The following is a 21,706-nucleotide window of genomic DNA, read 5'->3' on the forward strand; positions in this document are numbered from 1 at the left end:
TAAAGTATTGTTATAGTTCATTTTCATCCTCTATATTTGTCGCAATAAAAGATACCGGGGATGGAAAAAGGATTAAAGTCTTCTGCATGGAAAACAATTTATTCGATGTTATGCGCAGGAGTTTTTCTCTTACTTACCTCCTGTCTTTTCCGTTCGGTAGAAGATGCTGTCAAACAAGATGAACACGATGGAGATATTCATGTAAAAGTTCGTTGGAGCAACTACAGTAAACCGGCAGGAGAATGGCTGGTCTTTTATCCGGAAGATCGTTCTTTGAAACCTTTTTCAAAAGAAATCAGTGATGATTGTTACATTGACGATTTGCCATCGGGCTCATACAAGTTGTTATTGCTGTGTATGGACAAGGCAGATCCGAAAGTTCAGTTTTGCAACATGGACGAACAGGGAGATGTAATGATAAAGTTGCTGGAACCCGAAGAAAGTGGTGAGATTTGTCATCCCGAGATTATGTTTGCATGTACGGCAACTTGCGATTATACCGAGAATAGTGGACAGTTGGTGATGTTTTCGCCTTATCCTTTGTCTTTGAAAGCCTGTTTCGAGATGCCCATAGCACCGGGAAAGAGAGTGAAAGCAGCCGTAGCCCAACTTGTCGGGATGGTCAATTCACTGAAGTTGTTTACGATGGAGATGGGATATGCGCCTTTCGAACACTATGCAGAACTGGATGTGGTCTATAAGGAAGACCGGGTTTGTTTTGAAGGAAAGATGCTGTTGCCTTTTGGTAAAAAGACTCGTGGAACGGATGACAGCAACAGTGGAAAGACACTTTTGAAAATGAATTTTGAATATGAGGACGGAGAAACGGAAACATTAGAAACGGATATCACACAAACATTGCAAGAGGTGGCTGATGAAGCTCCTGCAGAAGTGACATTCAATTTATTAAAAATAGGTATGACAGCTACAGTCGTCAGTTGGGTTGCAGGTACAGGCAGCGGCGAAGTAGAATAAAAAACAAATAAAACAACAATAGTATAAACTTTAAAATTGAAAGAGTATGAAGACATTTGTATTTTCAGCAGTAGCTATGGCAGTATTAGCAAGCTGTACAAATTCAGCAATTGATGATGTAGTTAATAATGACGAACCGGTAGCAATCAGATTGAGTGCAGGAGTGCAGGCAAATGTAGTAGTAAGTAGAGCGCCTATAACATCCGTAGAGTCATTTAAACCTATTATATTAGGATGGGAAGGAGCAACTGCAGAGTATAATCAGAATCCAAAATGGAAAGCATCTACTACTCAGCCAATCGCAGGTAACGCTTCGAATTTTGAAATTACTATGGATCCTTTAGAATACTATAATGCTGATGCATTAGTTAATACATTTATGAAGGCATTTTATGTATCAGGAGATATTGCTCCGGCTATGGATAGTTCTAAGGAATATATATATACTTTTAAAAATGATAATGGTGATAGAGATGTTCTATTTGCTACTGCTATAAGCGGTAATAAAAGTACTAATACGACAAAGGCTTTTGAATTTAAACATCTTCTTACACAAATTAAATTTGCAGTTAAAGAAGGAGCCGGGCTAAGTGAAAATACTACTTTGCAATCAATAACATTGAAAAATGTAAAAGTTCCTGAAGGTTTTGATCTAAGCACGGATGCATTAACTTATGTAGATAAAGCTACCCTTCTTATATTAGGTATTTCTTCTCCTACAATTAATGGTAATACAACCACTCCTTTGGTAGTTGGTAGCCCAGTGATGATTTCCCCTATGGCTGATCTGAAACTTACAGTTGTTACTTCTGTGGGAACTTTTGATGATGTTTCAGTTAATATAGATAGTGACGCTTCGTTGATGGCAGGGAAAGCATATACAATAGCTCTAACATTCCAACAAAAAGCTATAGCAGGAAAAGCTACTGTTTCTGACTGGGAAGAAGGTACAGGCTCAGGTACTGTTGAATAAATAGTTATTCATTTGTTGGGGCAGATCTAATTAACCGTTTATTCAGCACCTCAATAAAAGCTTTAAGCTTTTATTGAGGTTTTTTTGTATATCGTATTGTATATAGAAATATTCTTGTACTTTTGTTGCGAACATAAACAAATAATATATTTATATGCGCGGCTCGTCCTCTTGCGGGATAAACATAAACTGTCAGGAATGCCCGAAGGCAGTTGAGAATACTATTATTCACGCTTCTCATCCCAGGGGATTTCATCTGCCGGTTCAGAAGTGTGAATCAAATATCATGATTTTCCTTCTTAGAGGGGAAGCTCTTATCAATAGTCAGGAATATGCCGGCACATTATTAAAAGCCGGGGAATTTATCCTCCAGGCCATTGGGTCGAAGCTGGAAGTGTTGGCAATGACGGATGTTGAGTGTGTGTGTTACCAGTTCAATAAGCCGGAACTTTTTTGCGAAGAGCTTTACAATCGTATCATGAATGAAGTGACACCACCACTGATCTTTTCTCCCTTGAAAATATTGCCGGAACTGCAATTCTTTCTTGAAGGCTCCAGAGCCTATTTGAGTGAAGCGAAGATTTGTCGCGAACTGCTGTCATTCAAACGGAAAGAGTTAGGTTTTATATTAGGTAACTTTTATTCCGATTACGAGCTTTCTACATTGGTTCACCCCCTTTCAAAGTATACCACAAGCTTTCAATATTTTGTTCTTGAGAACCATTCCAAAGTGAAAACGGTAGAAGAACTTGCACAACTTGGCGGATATACCGTCACGACATTCCGACGTATCTTTAACACCGTATTTCACGAACCTGTATACGAATGGATGATGAATCGTCGTAAGGAGGGCATCATTTATGATCTCCGTTATACGGATGAAACAATCTCCGAGATATGTTTCAATTACGGTTTCGAGTCATTGCCCCATTTTTCTAACTTCTGCAAAAAGAACTTTGGAGCTTCTCCACGGGCTTTACGACTGAAGAAGTAATCGGCTATTATTATCTCTTATTTATGGAATCTGTGCCAATAGATAGGCATTCACTTAGCAGTATGTATCATATAAGTAGGTATTCAAATTCTGTCGAATACCTAAATATGGTGATTGTAGCCAAACTTTCAGGCCCGTATCTTTGCACCCCGAATTAAACAAGAGTGATTAATGAACCACCTATTGTACAAAACATTTCTATTTCTCAGTTTTCTTTCCGTAGGATGTGCGACGGAGATGTATGCCGTTATTCAACAACCAAGCAAAGGTATGATAACCGGGCGTGTCATCGACTCCCAAAGTGAACCCTATTATCCCGTGGCCGTTAGCATTGAAGGATTATTGATGGGAGGCTATACGAACGAGAAAGGAAATTTCCGTATTAATGATATCCCCGTAGGCGACCATACATTGGTTGTCTCCGGATTGGGAGTAAAAACAAAGAAAGTTCCGGTAAAGATTGTTGCCGGGAAGCTGATCGATCTGGGAGATATCGAGATCGATACCCACGTAGAGCAACTGGACGAAATACAGGTGTTGGGTAAATCGGAAGCACGCCGGCAACAGGAACAAGCCTATGCCATCTCTGTGCTTGATATCAAAAAGGCTTATAGTGGAGCTGCTCCGCTTAATAAACTGCTCAATAATGTGTCCAGTGTCCGTATCCGCGAGGAGGGCGGTGTTGGTTCCAACTATAACTTCAGCCTGAACGGGTTCTCCGGCAACCAAGTGAAATTCTTCTTGGACGGGATACCGATGGATAATTTCGGCTCTTCTTTCAATATGGCTAATATCCCGGCTAACATGGCTGAAAGGGTGGAAGTGTATAAAGGCGTGTTGCCTGTTAACCTGGGTGCCGATGCACTGGGAGGTGCAGTGAATATTGTCAGTAGGAAAGATGCGAATTATCTGGATGCGACCTATTCATTCGGTTCGTTCAATACGCACAAGGTGACTCTGAACGGGGCGTATACCGATCTGAAAACAGGATTTACCGTGCGTGCCAATGCTTTCTATAATTATTCCGATAATGACTATAAAGTATTTGTGCCGGTCATCGACCTGACAACCAACAAGAAGGTAGACGAACGTTGGGTAAAGCGGTTCAACGATGCCTACCGTTCGGGAGGTTTGCGGCTGGAAACGGGAATTACGAATAAGCCTTTTGCCGACTATCTCCTAGCAGGTGTCATCTTTTCGAAGAATGACAAAGATGTCCAGACCGGGGCTACGATGGATGCTGTCTATGGCGGTGTGAAGATGAAAAGTGAATCACTGATTCCCTCCGTCCGGTACAAAAAAGACGATTTACTGCTCGATGGACTCTCTTTGTCGCTGTATGGAACATACAACACTGTCAATACGTTTAATGTCGATACGCTTACCCACCGTTACAATTGGCTGGGAGAGTACGTGCCTTCTGCCACGGCTGGTGAAGCCTATTTGACAGATGCTGAAATCAGAAACCGGGAATGGTTGGCAAACGGGAATGTCAGTTATGTGGTCAATGCCCATCAGTCTTTTATCCTGAATCATGTATTCTCTTCCATGAAGAGGAGGATGAACGACGATGCCCATCCCGATGATGAAATGAACAATGTTCCCCAACGACTGGTTAAGAATGTGACCGGTCTGGGATGGCAGATCCGTTATGACCGTTGGAACGCCAACGTGTTTGGGAAGATGTACAAATTACACAGCTCGACCTATAAGCGGTTGGATGAATACACCGAAACGGCTCGTTGGGAGAAGGTGAAGGATGATAAGACGAACTTCGGGTACGGAGCTGCCGCCACTTATTACATTCTGCCGTCTTTGCAAGCCAAGTTATCTTATGAATATGCTTATCGTTTGCCGGAAAGCGTGGAGATGTTCGGTGACGGACTGATTCAGCAGCGCAACCCCGATTTGAAACCAGAGAGCAGCCGTAATGTGAACTTCGGGTTGAGCTATATGCAGCTTGTCAATGTCCACCAACTGTCCGCCGAAGCCAATTTTATCTACCGGCATACGAAAGACTTTATCCTGAAGGGTGTCAGCCTGACAAGCAATCCTACCACCGGATATGAGAACTTGGGCAACGTATTGACAAAAGGGGTGGAGCTTGGTTTCCGTTATGGATATAAAGACCTGTTTCACATGGGAGCCAATTTTACGTATCAGGATATCATCGACAATCAGGAATTCGAGATCAACAAGGGGAGCTTTGTCGGTGAGGGAATTACCGAGAATATTACTTATAAGGAGCGGCTTCCCAACATTCCGTATCTTTTTGCCAATGGAGATATGGGGCTGCGTTTCCACAACATCCTCCGGAGGAATTCGGTGCTGACATTGGATTATAATTTGGGATATATCCATCAGTACTATCTTTCCTTCCCCGGGCTGGGTGCAAAAAGTTCGAAAAAGGTCATTCCTGAACAGTTCTCGCATGATCTCGCTTTGGGCTATTCGATGGACAACGGAAAATACGGGATCGTAGTGGAATGTACCAATCTGACAGACCGGAAACTGTATGACAACTATCGTTTGCAAAAGCCCGGACGTGCTTTCAATGTGAAGCTGAGATATTTCTTTAATAAAAAATAGAATTGAGTACTTTAGAAGAAAAGTTTAAACTGACTCTGAGATGAATCGAATGAATAAAATATACCGTAATTGTATGATTGCCCTCGCTACCCTGTCTATTTCAGTGGGGCTTGCCTCGTGTGAAGAGGAGGCACTGGGTAACGAGGAGACACCATTTGCCCCTTATGTGCTTAGTCTGGGGATTACATCCAACGGAGCGACTACTTATTATGTGGTTACAACTGCCGATCTGATGTCCGGAACTATTAATGCCGTAGGGAAGGGGATCGAACAAAACGGATATCGTGATTATGACCAAGGTGGTCAGACGGTTTTCAGTATCGGTGGTCTGGGGCTGACCAGTGCTACGGGTATTGTACGCGGTGGCGATGGGTATTTGTATGAAAAAGGGGACTTTGTTTTCAACAATTCCCTGAATGCCTTTACGCAAATGGACGACCACTCAATGATCGGCCTTGAGCTTCCTGCCAACAAAGAGAGCGGCAGCAAAATGACTTTCTATACGGTCGGCATTGAAGATGCAGCTATTACCCGTCAAGCTCAGGCACCCGTCTATCCGATAGATCAGTTGGAGTGGCCGAGCATTACGGGGATATGTTACAGTGAAGGCAATGTATATGTGACCTATTTCCCCATGAATCCCTCTAACTTTGAGACGCTTTACACGGATACTACGTATGTGGCGGTTTATTCGTATCCCGAGATGAGCTTTAAGACCTTGATGAAGGACACCCGTACAGGGCCGGCAGGTTCGTGGAATGCATTTAACGGTATTTTCAAAGTCGAATCGGGGGATATGTATATCATGTCCAATTCTGCCATAGCCAACGGCTTCTCGCAGGGTACGAAGAATGCTGCTTTTCTCCGTATCCCCAAAGGTGAAACCCGTTTTGATGATTATTATTTCGACTTTGAAACGGCTTCGGGTGGGCTGAAACCTTCACATATCAAATATATCGGTAACGGATTGGTTTTTGCGGAAGTCAGTACCATTACACCGCAGACATCCGAGCATCGCTGGGGGGATAAAGATCTGAAATGTTGCATTATTGACTTGAATAATAAGACAGTGCATGATATCGAAGAGATTCCGGTACACAACGGTGACGGTGGACGCAGGTTTGCAGCATTGGTAGATGGCGGATATGTTTATCGGCCTGTCACGACACCCGGTGAAGGAACTTATATTTATCGTATCGATCCGCGGACGGCAACCGCTGTGAAGGGTGCGAAGGTAGCAACTACGTTTGTGGGCGGATTCTTCCGTCTGGATTAAGTGATGAACAAGACGTTTCGCAAGGTATGCGTAAAGTTACATCTCTGGCTGGGGCTATTGTCGGGGATTGTTGTTTTTATCGTATGCATCACTGGCTGCCTGTATGTTTTTAAAGAGGAGATAAACGAGGCGACACAACCTTGGCGTTTCGTTACACCGCAGGAGAATTCGGTCTTGCCACCTTCGCGGATATTGGCCGTTTCGGATTCGGTCGTAGTAAATAAAGCTCCTACTGCTATCACTTATGGCGAAGCGTCCGATGCTGTGTTTGTCGATTACTATCAGCCGGAAATAGGAATGACTACTGTCTTTCTTGATCCTTACAACGGGATGGTATTGAAAATGGTAAGCAAACGATTCGATGATTTTGACTTCTTTCGTTTTATTCTTGATGGTCACCGCACATTATGGCTTCCCCGTGCAATTGGAAGTCCCATTGTAGGATACAGTGTTTTGATCTTTTTAATCACTCTTATCACGGGCATTATACTCTGGTGGCCGAAACATTGGACACGGAATGCGCTTGTTGCGCGGCTTACCATAAAGCGTAAATCATCTTTTTCCCGTTTGAATTTCGACCTGCACAATGTCGTGGGATTTTATGCGGCCTTCCTACTGATCATTCTTAGTTTTACAGGGCTTGTTTTTAGTCTGAATTGGTTTAGCAAAGCTGTCTACTTCATCACTTCGGGGGGAAAGGAACTAAAACCATACACATTGCCTATATCGGATACGTTACGAATAAGCCGTTGGAAAAATGATTCATTGGATAAGCTCTATTTCCAACTCCGTGAAGAGGAACCTGCCGCTAAAACCTTTTACTTTGCCTTGCCTGTTACGAATGATGGCGTGTTTCGCGTTAGCATTGTCCATAAACGGGGTTCTTACTATCGTACGGACAATCTTTTCTTCGATCAGTATACGCTTGCTTCGCTACAAGGTACAGGCCCCTATGCCGGAAAATATACCGAAGCTTCACCTGCCGATAAGTTCAGGAGAATGAATCTTGAAATTCATGATGGTCGTATTTTCGGGCTTTTCGGAAAGATACTGATGTTTTGTGCGAGCCTTGTCGGGGCTTCGTTGCCTGTTACCGGATTTATTGTCTGGTTCAGGAAAAAGCGGAAGCCGAGGAGATGAATAAAGGCCTTTAGACCTAATAAATACAAATCCCCTGCCGGATAACCGGCAGGGGATTCTTCTGCTATTAATCAAATGCTAAGTTGTTATGCTTAGTCTTCCAATTTGGCAACGATGAAGTCGCGGTTCAGTCTGGCGATGTTGCTGATAGAAATGTTCTTCGGACATTCTGCTTCACAAGCACGAGTGTTTGTACAGTTACCGAATCCCAGTTCGTCCATTTTAGATAACATGGCTTTGGCACGGCGTGAAGCTTCCACTTTTCCTTGAGGAAGCAGATTCAACTGGCTTACTTTTGCTGAGACGAACAACATGGCAGAACCATTCTTGCAAGCAGCTACGCAAGCACCACAACCGATACAAGCAGCTGCGTCCATAGCCTCGTCAGCAATATCCTTGGAGATAAGGATAGCGTTGGCATCTTGAGGAGCGCCCGTGTTAACACTTACGTAACCACCGGATTGCATGATCTTATCGAATGCACCACGGTCTACCATCAAGTCACGGATAACCGGGAAAGCAGCTGAACGCCATGGTTCGACAGTGATTGTTTCTCCGTCATGGAAACGGCGCATGTAAATCTGGCATGTTGTTGCACCTGTTGCGGGTCCGTGAGGATGACCGTTGATGTAAAGTGAACACATACCGCAGATTCCCTCGCGGCAGTCGTGGTCGAATACAATAGGCTCGCCACCGTCATTAATAATCTGTTCGTTGAGGATATCCAGCATTTCAAGGAACGAAGTATCGCCCGGGATATCTTTCATTTGATGTGTCTCAAAAAAACCTTTTGCTTTAGGGCCTTTCTGACGCCATACCTTCAGTGTGAAACTTATATTTTTATCCATTTTTGTTTTCCTTTAATTGATTAACCGATTAAGATTTGTAGTTACGGGTCTGAACTTTTACAAATTGGTAGTTCAAATCTTCTTTGATCAATTCCGGTGCAGAGTTTTCACCAGTGTACTTCCAGCAAGCTACGTAAGAGAAGTTTTTATCATCACGCAATGCTTCTCCTTCCGGAGTCTGGTACTCTTCGCGGAAGTGTCCGCCGCAAGATTCTTCACGGTTCAGGGCATCACGAGCCATCAGCATACCGATTTCGATGAAGTCTGTCAACCGAAGTGCTTTTTCAAGTTCTACGTTGAGTTCGTTTACTTCACCTGGGATACGTACGTTAGTCCAGAAGTCTTTTTTCACTTCCTGGATGCCGTCCAATGCTTTCTGCAAAGATTCTTTTGTACGAGCCATACCTACGAAGTCCCACATGATATGTCCGAGTTTCTTGTGGATGGAATCAACAGAATGTTTACCGTTAACTGCTTTGATCTTCTTGATCTTATCTTTAACTTCTTTCTCGGCTGCAGCAAATTCCGGCAGGTCGGTAGAGAAGCGAGGAACCTGAATCTGGTCAGCGAGGTAGTTCTGGATAGTGTATGGCAATACGAAATATCCGTCAGCCAAACCTTGCATCAATGCAGAAGCACCCAGACGGTTAGCACCGTGGTCGGAGAAGTTACATTCACCGATTGCGAACAGACCCGGAATAGAGGTCATCAATTCGTAGTCAACCCAGATACCACCCATTGTATAATGGATAGCCGGGAATATCATCATCGGAGTTTTATACGGATTCTCGTCAGTGATTTCTTCGTACATGTCGAAGAGGTTACCGTAACGAGCGCGAACTACGTCTTCACCCAAGCGGTTGATAGCATATTTGAAGTCGAGGAATACGGCCAGACCGGTATTGTTCACACCGAAACCGGCATCGCAACGTTCTTTGGCTGCACGTGATGCTACGTCACGTGGTACAAGGTTACCGAATGCGGGGTAACGGCGTTCTAGGTAGAAGTCGCGGTCTTCGTCGGGGATATCGTTCGGTTTCTTTGTTCCGGCCTGCAATGCTTTTGCATCTTCAATCTTTTTCGGAACCCAGATACGGCCATCATTACGCAGTGACTCGGACATCAATGTCAGTTTGGACTGCTTGTCACCATGGACAGGAATACAAGTCGGGTGGATTTGTGCAAAGGCAGGATTAGCAATATAAGCGCCTTTCTTGTAACATTGGATGGCAACGGAACCGTTGGAAGCCATTGCGTTAGTAGACAAGAAGAATGCGTTTCCATATCCTCCGGTGCCGATAACTACAGCGTGTGCTGCGAAGCGTTCGATTTCTCCGGTTACGAGGTTACGGGCGATGATACCACGGGCACGTCCGTCGATTATAACGAGGTCGAGCATTTCGTAACGGGTGAAAAGTTTAACAGTACCTTGTTGTACCTGACGGCTCAATGCGGAATAAGCGCCCAGCAATAACTGCTGTCCGGTTTGTCCGCGGGCATAGAATGTACGTGATACCTGTGCGCCACCGAATGAACGGTTGTCAAGTGTACCACCGTATTCGCGTGCGAAAGGAACACCTTGCGCAACACATTGGTCGATGATGGCGTTGGCAACTTCTGCCAAACGATAAACGTTGGCTTCACGTGCGCGGTAATCACCACCTTTGATTGTATCGTAGAAAAGACGGTATACTGAGTCACCGTCGTTTTGATAATTCTTAGCAGCGTTGATACCACCCTGTGCTGCGATAGAGTGCGCGCGACGGGGAGAATCTTGGATACAGAAGTTGAACACTCTGAATCCCATTTCACCTAGAGAAGCGGCAGCAGATGCGCCGGCAAGTCCGGTACCTACCACGATGATGTCAAGACGACGTTTGTTGGCAGGATTAACAAGTTTTTGGTGAGCTTTATAGTTACTCCATTTTTCGGCTAACTGGCCTTCAGGAATTTTAGAATCTATTTGAGTCATAATGCTATTTACTTTAATGTCAGTTACAATTTAAAAAATTAGCAAGCGCCGCAAGCCAACGATTTAACGAAGAATACGACTACTACCAGGGCGAAGCAGATGACAATGATCGTTGAATAAATGTTGGAAATGCATTTCCAGCGATTGATCCAAATCTTGTTGTTCCAGCCCAATGACTGCATAGAACTCCAGAAACCATGAGTAAGGTGGAACCAAAGAGCGGCAAGCCAGATGAGGTAAAGCACTACGTATACAGGATTAGAGAAGGTGTTGAAAATGTGATAAACACCGTCAGCAGCATAAGTTACATCGGCTGTTACACAACCCATGTTGTGCATCAATTCCGGTAACTGCATTTTAGCCCAGAAGTTGAACAGGTGAAGTCCAAGACCCAAGATCACGATGATACCCAGAACGAGCATGTTTTGTGAAGCCCACTCTACGGTTTTGGGCTTTTCTACTACGGCATAACGTTCGCTACCGCGTGCTGCACGATTCTGTATCGTCAGCCAAAAGGCGTAGATAATGTGAATCACGAAGAGGGCAGCCAGTCCTAAAGTAGCCACCAACGCATACCAGTTTGCTCCCAGGAACTCACAAACCATATTGTAACCATCAGCCGAGATGATTGCAACTAAGTTCATCGCCATGTGAAACGTTAGAAACAGGACAAGGGCGATACCTGTAACGCTCATCACCACTTTCCTTCCTACAGATGAATTACTTAACCACATAAATGATTGAATTTAAATTATTTAATTGTTAGAACTATAATTTCATTTTCACGTGTCTATGTCTCTTCGTGCAAAAGTACGTGAAATACATTGATTAACCAAAGGTATTAAAGAAATTATTCCTTAATTGGACAACAGTGTAATCCAAGTATATTATTTTTTACCATTCTCCTTTCCTTGAGTTACCCGCATTCTCAAGGCACGTGGGGTGTCACCGAAAGAGGCTTTGCAGAAATGTGCAAAATGTGACAAAGAATCAAAACCGTAACGTGTACTGATTTCTGTGATTCGTTGTTTGGTATGTTGTAAATCGTCAAGAATTCCTTCTCGTTTCTTGTCGAGTATCCATTCGTATACGGGAACGTTATACATATTCTTAAACAGACGGCGGAAAGTTGTTACGCTATATCCACCAAGGTGTGCGAATTCTTCCACGTTCTTGACTTTACTATAATTCTGCATGATAAAATATTGAAAGCTTTCCGTATAGCTTTTGATAGGGAAGAAAAAGTTATTTAGCTGTGGTAGCGGATAATAGGAAAATAACAGGAAAATGAGTTCCTGTGTTTTTAGTCTGATGTAAGGTTCGCAAGAAGGCCCTTCAGTAAGATATTCGCCCAAATCGGCCATGAAATTATTGAGACGGTAATTCATAATCATAGGGGAATAAGTCAAAGGCGCTTCAGTGATATCCAGTATTTCCTGATACCGGCTTTCGCATATCTGAGGAAGTTCATTGAACCAATAAACTATGTATTCTACATCTGTCAGGGCCAGCAACTCGAGTTTGGAACCGATTGCCTGAAGTATAAATTGCCGGTCATGAAGAGTCGTACCAGGATATTCCTGGCTATTGATTAGTAACTCCCCTTTAATCATGAATAGCATGCAGTTTGATATACACTTGTCTGCGGGAAAGTGCTGTCCTTTGGGAAACTTCCTGTAGGTTAGTATATCACCGGCCGTCTTGGGGCATTGTGAGCAGTCGGTAAATCTTTTACAGTAACTGTTCCTTATCATAGATAAATCAAGATCGTATTAATTGTCAGGGAACAAAGATATTATTTTTTTGTGAATATTCAATTATTTTGCTCTATCTTTGCTCGTCTTAGTAATTAAACAGCAGGATGAAGAAATTTATTATTATCTGTGTCTCAATGATATATGTGATCGGGGCTCAAGCACAAAATTGGGATATCAACACGTTGCATAAAATCAATAGTCTGGATGGGAAATTTGTACGTAATTATAGTAAGGTATTTTCTCGTTCGGCACCCTATATTTCGGTAGGTATCCCGGTGGCTATGGCTATTTACGCAGGGATTGACAAAGATAAGAAATTGTTGCAAGATGCTATTTATATAGGTACGAGTGTTGCCGAAGCTGTGGTATTGACTTATGGTGTCAAGCATTTGGTAGACCGGGAACGTCCTTATGATCGTTATCCCGACCGCGTGCATCCTTATAGTACGGAGAGCAGCCCGTCTTTTCCATCGAGCCATACGGCAGCGGCTTTTTCACTGGCTACTTCGTTGAGCATAAAATATCCAAAGTGGTATGTGATTGCACCATCGGCTTTTTGGGCATGTTCAGTCGGCTTCTCGAGGATGAATGAGGGAGTGCATTATCCTTCGGATGTGTTCGCCGGTGCTGTGATCGGTGCTGGTTGTGCCGTGGTGAATGTATATGTGAACCGGTGGTTGAACGGCTGGTTATTCGGAGAGAAAAAGAAAACTGTTATAGCTTATTGATTGATCGCTTTTGAGTTTTACAGGATATAAAAACCGAAGGGAAATCCAGTGATTAGCACAAATCGAATTTTACTTTAATTGTGTTATCCGCTTAATTTCCCTTCGGCTTTTAGGGGCTTTAGTGCTGTACTAATTTTGCTGTTTCAGTATCTGATCGTATTCGTCCGATTGTAATATTTCCAATGCCCGTTCCACACTCTTATTGGTCTTATTCATAATCTGGAAATATTCGTTCATATCCCAGATATCGCGGGCGATAAGTGCTTTTAGTTGCGTCTTTATCAATGGGAGTGCCCGGTCGTATTGCTCTTGGTTGAATTCTATCTTTTCTTTGTCAGCCATTTCACGCATTTGATTCAGCAATTCATCGTCTACTTCGAACTTCTCAACGAAGTTCTCGAATTTCTTGTATTTCTTAGTTAATTCTTGCCGATGATTTTCGATGTACTTCATGGTTAATTTGATGATAACTCCTTTGGCAACAAGATTACGATGATAATTCGTATACAAGGTTGTATCGATAGGGACAAAGTAATCCGGCATGATGCCACCACCGCCATAGATGGTGCGTCCTAATTTTTTAGTTTGGCATTTCAGGGAGTCAGGGAAATGGATACTGTCCGCGCTCATCAATTCACCGTGGTTAAAACGATTCATCAAGTCTTGATGATATTTCCTGATATTATCATCGTCTGATGAATTTTTATCCGACAGGCTCGTATCCGCTGTACTTACATAAGGCTTTTGGATGCAGCGTCCGGCAGGGGTATAATATCTTGCGACGGTCAAGCGAATCATAGATCCGTCCGGCAGATCGATGGGGCGTTGAACAAGGCCTTTTCCGAAAGAACGACGACCTACTACTACGCCTCTATCCCAATCTTGTATGGCTCCGGTGACGATCTCGCTGGCGGAAGCCGAATATTCATCTACTAATACAATTAGCTTTCCATTACGGAAGCCGCCATTTCCTTTGGCAAAGAATTCACTACGTTGGGCTGTCCGTCCTTCGGTATATACAATCAGTTCTTTTCCATTGAGGAATTCATTGGCAAGGTCGATGGCCGCATTGAGATAGCCTCCTCCGTTGCCTTGAAGATCGAGGATTAAATCTTTCATTCCTTTACTTTGCAATTCTTTCATTGCCTTCACGAATTCATCAGCCGTTGTAGCACCGAAGCGGTTGATACGGATATAGCCTATCTTTGGCTTTATCATGTAAGCAGCGTCTAGGCTAAGAATAGGAATTTTATCACGGCTGACGGTAAAATGTAGCGGGTCATTGACTCCGCGGCGGATAATAGTAAGGTCTACTTTAGAATCTTTTGGTCCGCGGAGACGTCTCATGATATCTTCCGTACTTAGTTTTATGCCGGCAATCGTTGAATCATTGACTGCAACAATACGGTCTCCGGCCAGTATCCCTACTTTTTCGGAAGGTCCGTTGCTGACCGGTTGAACTACAAGGAGGGTGTCTTCGATCATCTGAAACTGTACTCCGATACCTTCGAAGTTTCCTTGCAAGGGTTCATTCATTTTCTTTACTTCTTCGGCATCCGAATAGGTAGAATGCGGGTCAAGCTGCGCCAGCATCTTAACAATGGCTTCCTCCACCAATTTATCTTCGTCTACTTTGTCAACGTATAAGTTGGCGATAGCAAATTCGGCCATTTGTAGTTTCCGCATAGCCGGAGTGCCGAAATTCTGTGCCTGTGTATTCATGGCCCACAGGCAAACTAAAAGAATATATAACTTTTTCATCATCTAAATTACTCTTCATTTATTTTACATTTCCATACCTTCCGGTATGAATCTGCTAATATCTTTATTATAGCTCAGGAGTTCACGTACGATTGTTGAACTTACGCATGTCAACTCCGGCTCTGTAAATAGCAGAATCGTTTCTATACCGGCCAGTTTACGGTTTATGTCCGCAATGGTCTCTTCGTATTCGAAGTCCTTTACGGTACGAATGCCGCGAACAATAAAGTGAGCATTTACCTGTTGTGCAAAATCGATAGTCAGGCAATCATACGACATAACTTTTATCCGGGGTTCATCCTTGTAGAGTTTCCGGATCATTTCGACACGTTTCTCTATGGGGAAATAAGTGTTTTTGTTTTCATTGATACCTATTCCGATGATTACTTCATCCATAAATGTTAATGCCCGGCTTACGACCGAATAATGTCCGATAGTGAAGGGGTCGAACGTGCCCGGAAAAATAGCTGTTCTCATTTTTCTGCTATGTCTTCTTCTATAACCAGATTATCAATAATAAAGTTTTGTCGTTCCATTGTATTCTTGCCCATGTAGAATTCCAACAACTCCTTGACGAGGTCTGTCTTACGTAGTGAAACCTGTTCCAGACGCATGTCTTTGCCAATGAAGTGCTTAAACTCGTCGGGGGATATCTCTCCCAGACCTTTAAATCGGGTGATCTCCGGATTAGGACTCAATTCACGAATGGCATTGACCCGTTCTTCTTCACTGTAGCAATAGAGAGTTTTTTTCTTGTTGCGTACTCGGAAAAGTGGTGTTTGTAGGATATAAACATGCCCTTTCTTTATCAGATCAGGGAAGAATTGCAAGAAGAAAGTGATCAGCAACAGGCGAATGTGCATTCCGTCTACATCGGCATCGGTGGCCACAATTACTTTGTTGTAGCGTAGACCCTCTATGCCGTCTTCAATGTTAAGTGCCGCCTGTAGCAGATTGAACTCTTCATTCTCATAAACCACTTTTTTGGTCAGTCCGAAAGAGTTGAGGGGTTTACCACGCAAGCTGAATACAGCTTGTGTGTTTACATCGCGGCTTTTGGTGATGGAGCCGCTTGCAGAGTCACCCTCCGTAATGAAAATGCAGGAATCCTCTTCAAGTTCCTTGCCCTTTGAATCGTTCAGATGGATCCGGCAATCACGGAGCTTGCGGTTGTGCAAATTTGCTTTTTTCGCACGTTCGCGAGCCAGTTTGGTAACACCGGCTATGGCTTTACGTTCTTTTTCGGAATCCTGTATCTTTTGTTGCATGATCTCGGCAACGTCTGCATGTTTATGCAGGTAATTGTCCAGTTCCTGTTTGATGAAGTCGCCTACGAACTTGTTTACCGTGATTCCTCCGGGAGACATATTGGTAGATCCCAGTTTGATCTTCGTCTGACTTTCAAACATCGGCTCTTCCACGTTAACGGCAATGGCAGCTACCAGTCCGTTGCGGATATCGGCATAATCCATACTCTTGTTATAGAACTCTTTGATCGTGCGGGCTATATGTTCTTTGAAGGCGCTTTGATGAGTTCCTCCTTGGGATGTATGTTGTCCGTTGACAAAGGAGTAGTACTCTTCACCATACTGTCCGGTGTGCGTAAAGGCGATTTCGATATCTTCTCCTTTGAGGTGAATGATCGGATAAAGTCCTACCGCAGTCATATTGTCATTCAGCAAGTCTACCAGTCCATTGCGTGACAAGATGCGCTGTCCGTTGTAAATGATCGCCAGACCTGTATTGAGATAGGTATAGTTCCGGAGCATTGTCTCAATAAACTCGGGTCGGAAACTATAATTAAGGAACAAGGTATTGTCCGGTTCAAAGAAGATGTATGTACCATTACCTTCTTCTGTGTCGTGCGTTTCGTCTTTCAACAGGTTTCCTTTTGAGAAAGTGGCTGTTCGCACTTTTCCGTCACGGTAACTGCGTACTTCGAAACTTGAACTCAACGCATTGACAGCTTTTACACCGACTCCGTTCAGACCGACACTTTTTTTGAAGGCTTTACTGTCGTACTTGCCTCCTGTATTTAGCATACTGACGGCCTCGATCAGTTTTCCTTGCGGGATGCCTCGTCCATAGTCGCGTACACTTACACGCAGATTCTCTTCGACAGTAATCTCTATTTTCTTGCCGGCTTGCATTTTGAACTCGTCGATACTGTTATCAATCACCTCTTTCAGCAATACATAGATTCCGTCTTCGGCATGTGCCCCGTCTCCCAGTTTACCGATATACATACCGGGACGTGTACGGACATGTTCCATGTCGCTCAGATGGCGGATGTTGTCGTCAGTGTATTCTACAGAATTATTGTTTACGGGTATCAGCTCGTTCTCTTCCATTTTAGTAATTATTCAATCTTTTTTGTAAACGCACGACGGCGTTTATGTTGTTCCGTTTTGAAATAATCCCACTGTGCTTGAACTTTACCGTTCATTTCCAGTTCCGGGTTGCTCTCTGCAAATATAAAACCTAATTTTTGATAAACCGGAATTAAATCAGAAAATAACAATGCGTTAACACCTTTGTTCTGATATTCGGGTTTTACGGCTACAAGCAATAAATCGAGCATTTTCGCCCGTCTTTTCATGAACAAAGCCTTTAGCAGATAGAACCATCCGAATGGCAGCAGGCGGCCGTGTGACTTTTGCAAAGCTTCTGCCAGTGAAGGCATTGAAACACCTACGGCTATCAGTTGATCTTCGGCATCGGTAATGAGTGTCACCATGCGCAGGTCGAGAATCGGAAGATACATCTTGACATACTGGTTGATTTGCCGTTGTGAGAGAGCCGAATATCCATATAACGGACTGTAAGCTTCGTTCATTAGTTTGAATATCTCTTGTCCGTAGTCTTTTGCTATTTTCTTTGCCGAAGTATATTTTTTTATCTTAAGGTTATACTTTCGCTGAATCAAGTCCGAAATACGTTGATGCTTTTCAGGGATGGCGTCGGGGATGTAGATTTTAAATTCTACCCAATCGGCATCTTTCCGGAACCCCAACTTCTCCATGTGTTCGGGGTAGTAAGGAAAATTGTAGATAGTAGCCATGGTGCTGAGTTGGTCGAATCCTTCTATCAGCATTCCTTCTGCGTCGAAGTCGGTGAAGCCGAGCGGACCTTGAATGTCCGTCATACCCCGTTTTTTCCCCCATTCTTCTACAGTTTTGATTAAAGCGTCCGATACCTCCAGATCGTCAATAAAGTCAATCCACCCGAAACGTACATCCTTTTTGTTCCAAGTTTCGTTGGCCCGTTTGTTGATGATGGCTGCTACACGTCCAACTATTTTCCCATCTTTGTAAGCTAAGAAGTAGTCTGCTTCGCAAAACTCGAAAGCTGCGTTTTTCTTCTTGTTGAATGTGTTGAGCATGTCATCATAGAGATCGGGCACTGAGTAGGGATTCTTTTTATACATCTCATAATTGAAACGGATGAATTTGTCCAACTCTTTCCTGCAAGAGACTTGTTTGATTGTAATAGCCATATTTATGTATTTATTTGAGGATGCAAAGATACGTGATAATCTTCAAATTACAACGTGTAAGGAATAAAAAAACTCTCGTTATCGTTGTGCTATCTTCTTGAATTGCAGAGGGGTCATTCCGGTTTGTTTGAGGAAGATCTGGTGGAAGGTAGAAATAGAATTAAAGCCTGAACGCTCGGCTATTTCGTCAATAGTCATAGTTGGAGGTCTTCTGTTTGGCCTTTTCTTAATTCTTACTTTTAACATTGTTGATTTGCTATTAGGGTTTGGTATATGTCCCTGCACGATCATATTATGTTTGCATGATAAAAACATATATTCTTTCGGCAAAGGAATACGTATTTAACACACATTTAAAATACTATTTTTGCGAAGAATAAAAAGTGATGCTTCTATCTATAAATATAATTTATATGTTTCTGATAATTAATTGTTTGTCTTGATGTTCTTTGGAGAGATTAATTTTGGGAGGAGGTTCATTCAGGCAACGTTCTCTTGATAGTTCCGTTTGTTTTCTTTTATGCTTGTTAGTTTGTTAACTTCATCATTTATACTCTGTTTCCCTTTGATATATGAAATGTTTGTTATAACTTGCCAACGAGTTTATTAGAGATGCTTTAAATCGGATTTTGTTGTTAAATATAGTCATCTATGAAAAACTTATTTTATTATTATCGTTGTTGACTTGTTCTTACTCTTTGTTCGGAAACGATTTATCTTTCCAACCGAGAACTCTCTCTGTTTTATGTTTGTGGCGGAGCATTGCCTGTGTTTGCGGTTTCATTCAAGCAGGTATTTTGCAGGGTGCTTTGAAGAATCAAGGAATAGAATCTTTTTTAAAGAATGAAGTGGTTTCTTGTGTGTTTGCCAACTCCCCAGGTTTTCAGATTGAGGTATACGTTTTCAAATCAGATTATGAAAGAGCGAAAGGAATACTAATCAAGGGATTTCCTGATTTGGTAAAAGAGTAATCGTTGAAAAAGATTTTGAAATATGAATGATGGAAAGCAGGTGTGCCAAAATGCCTTTCAATATAAAAATTAACCTCGTTTCAAATGTGGTAGTGACGGGGAGAATCTTTAAAAAGGAATATTTGACACACTCACTTTGATCTTATTGTATTACGCCTGCCCATCCACCGTTTCGTACCATTTGGATGGTTATCTGCGATTTGCTGTCTACGCGGCTTTCTCTTTTTTTATAATCCATCGCTTGGCGGTCCGCATTGATGCCGTCTTCAAAAGCGGTTAATGTGAAAGACTGCCCTTCGGGCAAGAAACTGAGGTCGATGTTTACCGTACGCCCCTCGTTGTTAGTTATGCCCCCGATAAACCATTTCTCGCCTTTTCTACGGGCAATAACCACTCCTTCACCTACTTCTGCATAGAGAACTTTCGTTTCATCCCAGGTGACGGGAACACTGGAAATAAATTCAGTACAGGGAAGTTCGCGATAGTAATATACCGGATTGTCAGCCAGCATTTGCAACCCGCTTTCGAAAACCACGAACAGAGCCATCTGGTAAGCCCGTGTACCCGATCCCATGGCATTGGCACGTGTCGAACGGTTATCTTCCGGTTGGGCGGAAATCATAGATCCCGGAGTAAAGTCCATCGGGCCGACTGCGTTGCGCATGAAAGGTAGATAGATGGTATTGGACGGTTTGCAATTGCCCCCCTGTTCCATGCCCAGAACACCTTCGTAAGAGAGTATGTTCGGATATTTACGTTCCAGTCCGGCAGGCTTGAATGCACCGTGGAAGTCTACAAACAATTTATGTTTTGCCGCTTCTTTGGCTACCCGTTCGTAATAATTGACCATCCATTGATCGCTACGATCCATGAAGTCTATTTTTACACCTGCTATTCCCCAATCAGCGAATGTCTTGAAGAGGTCAAAGTTATTCTCAACCGTTAGCCACGTCAGCCATAACACGATTTTTACATTACGCTCTTTTCCGTACTGAATCAGTTCCGCCAAGTCGATGGTGGGATTCGGGGTATATGGGTCGCGCGTACTCTTTGCCCATCCTTCATCCATGATGATGTAAGGGATACCGAATTTCGAAGCAAAGTCAATGTAGTATTTGTATGAATCCATATTATATCCGGAACGGAAATCCACGCCGTACAGACGTGCATCGTGCCACCATTCCCAGCTCACTTGTCCCGGTTTGATCCAACTGTAATCTTCAAGCACACATGGTGAAGAGAGGCTGTACACCATTTCATTTTCCACCAACTCTTTGTCCTCCTTCGAGATGACCATCATTCTCCACGGGAAACTGCGCTTCCCGTCCGTCTTGGCGATGTAATCAGCTTCTTTTAGAATCTTTAGGCTACGGTCTCCGTCATCACCGAATTCCAAGGGAACCTTCGGAAACAGAGATTGCATACCGTTCGTGCCGGTACTTTTCAGGAACATGCAAGGATAATCGTAGAGGTCGGCTTCCGAGATGAGGATCTTATATGCCTTGTCGGTTTCCAATAAGACAGGCAGATAACTCATTCGGTCTGTCTTTTTATACTCTTTTGTTTTGACATGGGTATACGGGTATTCGTAGGAGGTTTTGAAGCCATCGGGTTGAGACAGATGGGCGGTGTAGTCGGCAGGAAAATTAAGAACGAAGTCTTCTCCCATCACGATGTTTTCATCTTTCTTATCTGTAATGAAGCGGTAAGCCATTCCGTTGTCGAAGACACGGAACTCCACTGCATAATTACCGGCAAAATTGAGTCTGAGCGTGTTGCAATGATTCTTTACAACCGCGTTCTTGAACGGGATTTCACGCTTGATGCTTTCGTTGATCACTCCTTTTTTGGTGTTGCGGAGTTTGGGATTGTTGCCTAATGTTTCATTGGCAAGTTGCAGGTTCAGATAGCAGTCCTTTACTATCAAATCGTCATCATAAGACACTGAGTAATAGATTTTGTCTTTAATGTCGATGGATACTTGTATTTCTCCATTGGGAGATTTTACATCGATGGCTTTCGCTGCAAGCGTGTTGTTACCTGCCAGAAAGAACAGGGAAATCAGTGTGAAAAATAGTGTAGGTGTTTTCATTATTATAGTAGTTTGTTAGTAAACAGATTAGCGGACGTACCGTTAACTTTTAGGTTACAAAGATATAAGATAAACTTCGGATTGCAATGTGCAAAGGGTAAAAATAGCTATTTGCACTGTGTTATCTTCTTGAA

18 protein-coding genes are annotated in these 21,706 nt (G+C 43.0%); 8 read left to right on the forward strand and 10 right to left on the reverse strand.

Going from position 1 to position 21,706, the window contains the following annotated elements; genetic code table 11:
- The first annotated feature begins 60 nt into the window (after positions 1-60).
- From H8744_RS06260 to H8744_RS06285, 6 genes are all read left to right on the forward strand, one after another.
- Positions 61-975 carry a hypothetical protein gene (locus tag H8744_RS06260; RefSeq protein WP_262434019.1) on the forward strand — a complete coding sequence of 305 codons (915 nt, stop codon included), beginning with the start codon at positions 61-63 and terminating at the stop codon, positions 973-975.
- A 46-nt stretch (positions 976-1,021) separates the two neighbouring features.
- Positions 1,022-1,948, forward strand: coding sequence for a fimbrillin family protein (locus tag H8744_RS06265; protein WP_262434020.1), 927 nt, complete (start codon positions 1,022-1,024; stop codon positions 1,946-1,948).
- Between the two features lie 154 nt (positions 1,949-2,102).
- Positions 2,103-2,942, forward strand: a complete 840-nt coding sequence (locus tag H8744_RS06270; RefSeq protein ID WP_305067347.1) for a helix-turn-helix domain-containing protein — start codon at positions 2,103-2,105, stop codon at positions 2,940-2,942.
- A gap of 171 nt (positions 2,943-3,113) precedes the next feature.
- A complete protein-coding gene (locus H8744_RS06275; RefSeq protein WP_262434022.1) occupies positions 3,114-5,531 on the forward strand; it encodes a TonB-dependent receptor in 2,418 nt (805 codons plus the stop codon).
- A 49-nt stretch (positions 5,532-5,580) separates the two neighbouring features.
- On the forward strand, positions 5,581-6,807 hold the full coding sequence (locus H8744_RS06280) for a DUF4374 domain-containing protein (RefSeq protein ID WP_305067451.1): 1,227 nt from the start codon (positions 5,581-5,583) through the stop codon (positions 6,805-6,807).
- Positions 6,808-6,810: 3 nt separating this feature from the next.
- Positions 6,811-7,947: a PepSY-associated TM helix domain-containing protein gene (locus H8744_RS06285; RefSeq protein ID WP_262434024.1), complete on the forward strand. Its 1,137-nt coding sequence runs from the start codon at positions 6,811-6,813 to the stop codon at positions 7,945-7,947.
- A gap of 92 nt (positions 7,948-8,039) precedes the next feature.
- On the opposite strand, the gene H8744_RS06290 is transcribed toward H8744_RS06285, so the two are convergent.
- The 4 genes from H8744_RS06290 to H8744_RS06305 all read right to left on the reverse strand — a co-directional run bounded on the left by H8744_RS06290 (position 8,040) and on the right by H8744_RS06305 (position 12,521).
- Entirely contained in the window at positions 8,040-8,795 is a 756-nt protein-coding gene (locus H8744_RS06290) for a succinate dehydrogenase/fumarate reductase iron-sulfur subunit (RefSeq protein ID WP_262434025.1), read from the reverse strand.
- A 28-nt stretch (positions 8,796-8,823) separates the two neighbouring features.
- Positions 8,824-10,767: a fumarate reductase/succinate dehydrogenase flavoprotein subunit gene (locus H8744_RS06295; RefSeq protein ID WP_262434026.1), complete on the reverse strand. Its 1,944-nt coding sequence runs from the start codon at positions 10,765-10,767 to the stop codon at positions 8,824-8,826.
- A 38-nt stretch (positions 10,768-10,805) separates the two neighbouring features.
- On the reverse strand, positions 10,806-11,501 hold the full coding sequence (locus H8744_RS06300; protein WP_262434027.1) for a hypothetical protein: 696 nt from the start codon (positions 11,499-11,501) through the stop codon (positions 10,806-10,808).
- A 153-nt stretch (positions 11,502-11,654) separates the two neighbouring features.
- Complete coding sequence (locus H8744_RS06305) at positions 11,655-12,521, reverse strand: helix-turn-helix transcriptional regulator (protein WP_305067348.1); 867 nt, start codon at positions 12,519-12,521, stop codon at positions 11,655-11,657.
- Positions 12,522-12,628: 107 nt separating this feature from the next.
- Between H8744_RS06305 and H8744_RS06310 the strand changes: the two genes are divergently transcribed.
- Positions 12,629-13,252, forward strand: a complete 624-nt coding sequence (locus H8744_RS06310) for a phosphatase PAP2 family protein (protein ID WP_262434029.1) — start codon at positions 12,629-12,631, stop codon at positions 13,250-13,252.
- Between the two features lie 129 nt (positions 13,253-13,381).
- On the opposite strand, the gene H8744_RS06315 is transcribed toward H8744_RS06310, so the two are convergent.
- From H8744_RS06315 to H8744_RS06335, 5 genes are all read right to left on the reverse strand, one after another.
- The gene (locus H8744_RS06315) at positions 13,382-15,016 is read right to left on the reverse strand and encodes a S41 family peptidase (protein ID WP_262434030.1); all 1,635 of its coding nucleotides are present in this window, start codon (positions 15,014-15,016) and stop codon (positions 13,382-13,384) included.
- 21 nt (positions 15,017-15,037) lie between these two features.
- On the reverse strand, positions 15,038-15,490 hold the full coding sequence (coaD, locus tag H8744_RS06320; protein WP_262434031.1) for a pantetheine-phosphate adenylyltransferase: 453 nt from the start codon (positions 15,488-15,490) through the stop codon (positions 15,038-15,040).
- The gene (locus H8744_RS06325) at positions 15,487-17,364 is read right to left on the reverse strand and encodes a DNA topoisomerase IV subunit B (RefSeq protein WP_262434032.1); all 1,878 of its coding nucleotides are present in this window, start codon (positions 17,362-17,364) and stop codon (positions 15,487-15,489) included. Before H8744_RS06325 ends, coaD begins: the two co-directional genes overlap by 4 nt.
- 8 nt (positions 17,365-17,372) lie before the next feature.
- Entirely contained in the window at positions 17,373-18,509 is a 1,137-nt protein-coding gene (locus H8744_RS06330; protein ID WP_262434033.1) for a hypothetical protein, read from the reverse strand.
- Between the two features lie 78 nt (positions 18,510-18,587).
- Entirely contained in the window at positions 18,588-18,707 is a 120-nt protein-coding gene (locus tag H8744_RS06335) for an AraC family transcriptional regulator (protein WP_262434034.1), read from the reverse strand.
- Positions 18,708-19,258: 551 nt separating this feature from the next.
- Here H8744_RS06335 and H8744_RS18840 point away from each other — a divergent pair.
- On the forward strand, positions 19,259-19,480 hold the full coding sequence (locus H8744_RS18840) for a putative signal transducing protein (RefSeq protein WP_305067452.1): 222 nt from the start codon (positions 19,259-19,261) through the stop codon (positions 19,478-19,480).
- Between the two features lie 142 nt (positions 19,481-19,622).
- Here H8744_RS18840 and H8744_RS06340 read toward each other — a convergent pair whose 3' ends face one another.
- On the reverse strand, positions 19,623-21,572 hold the full coding sequence (locus H8744_RS06340) for a glycoside hydrolase family 97 protein (RefSeq protein ID WP_262434035.1): 1,950 nt from the start codon (positions 21,570-21,572) through the stop codon (positions 19,623-19,625).
- Positions 21,573-21,706 lie beyond the last annotated feature (134 nt).

The organism is Jilunia laotingensis (assembly GCF_014385165.1).
In the GTDB taxonomy this organism is placed as follows: Bacteria; Bacteroidota; Bacteroidia; order Bacteroidales; family Bacteroidaceae; genus Bacteroides; species Bacteroides laotingensis.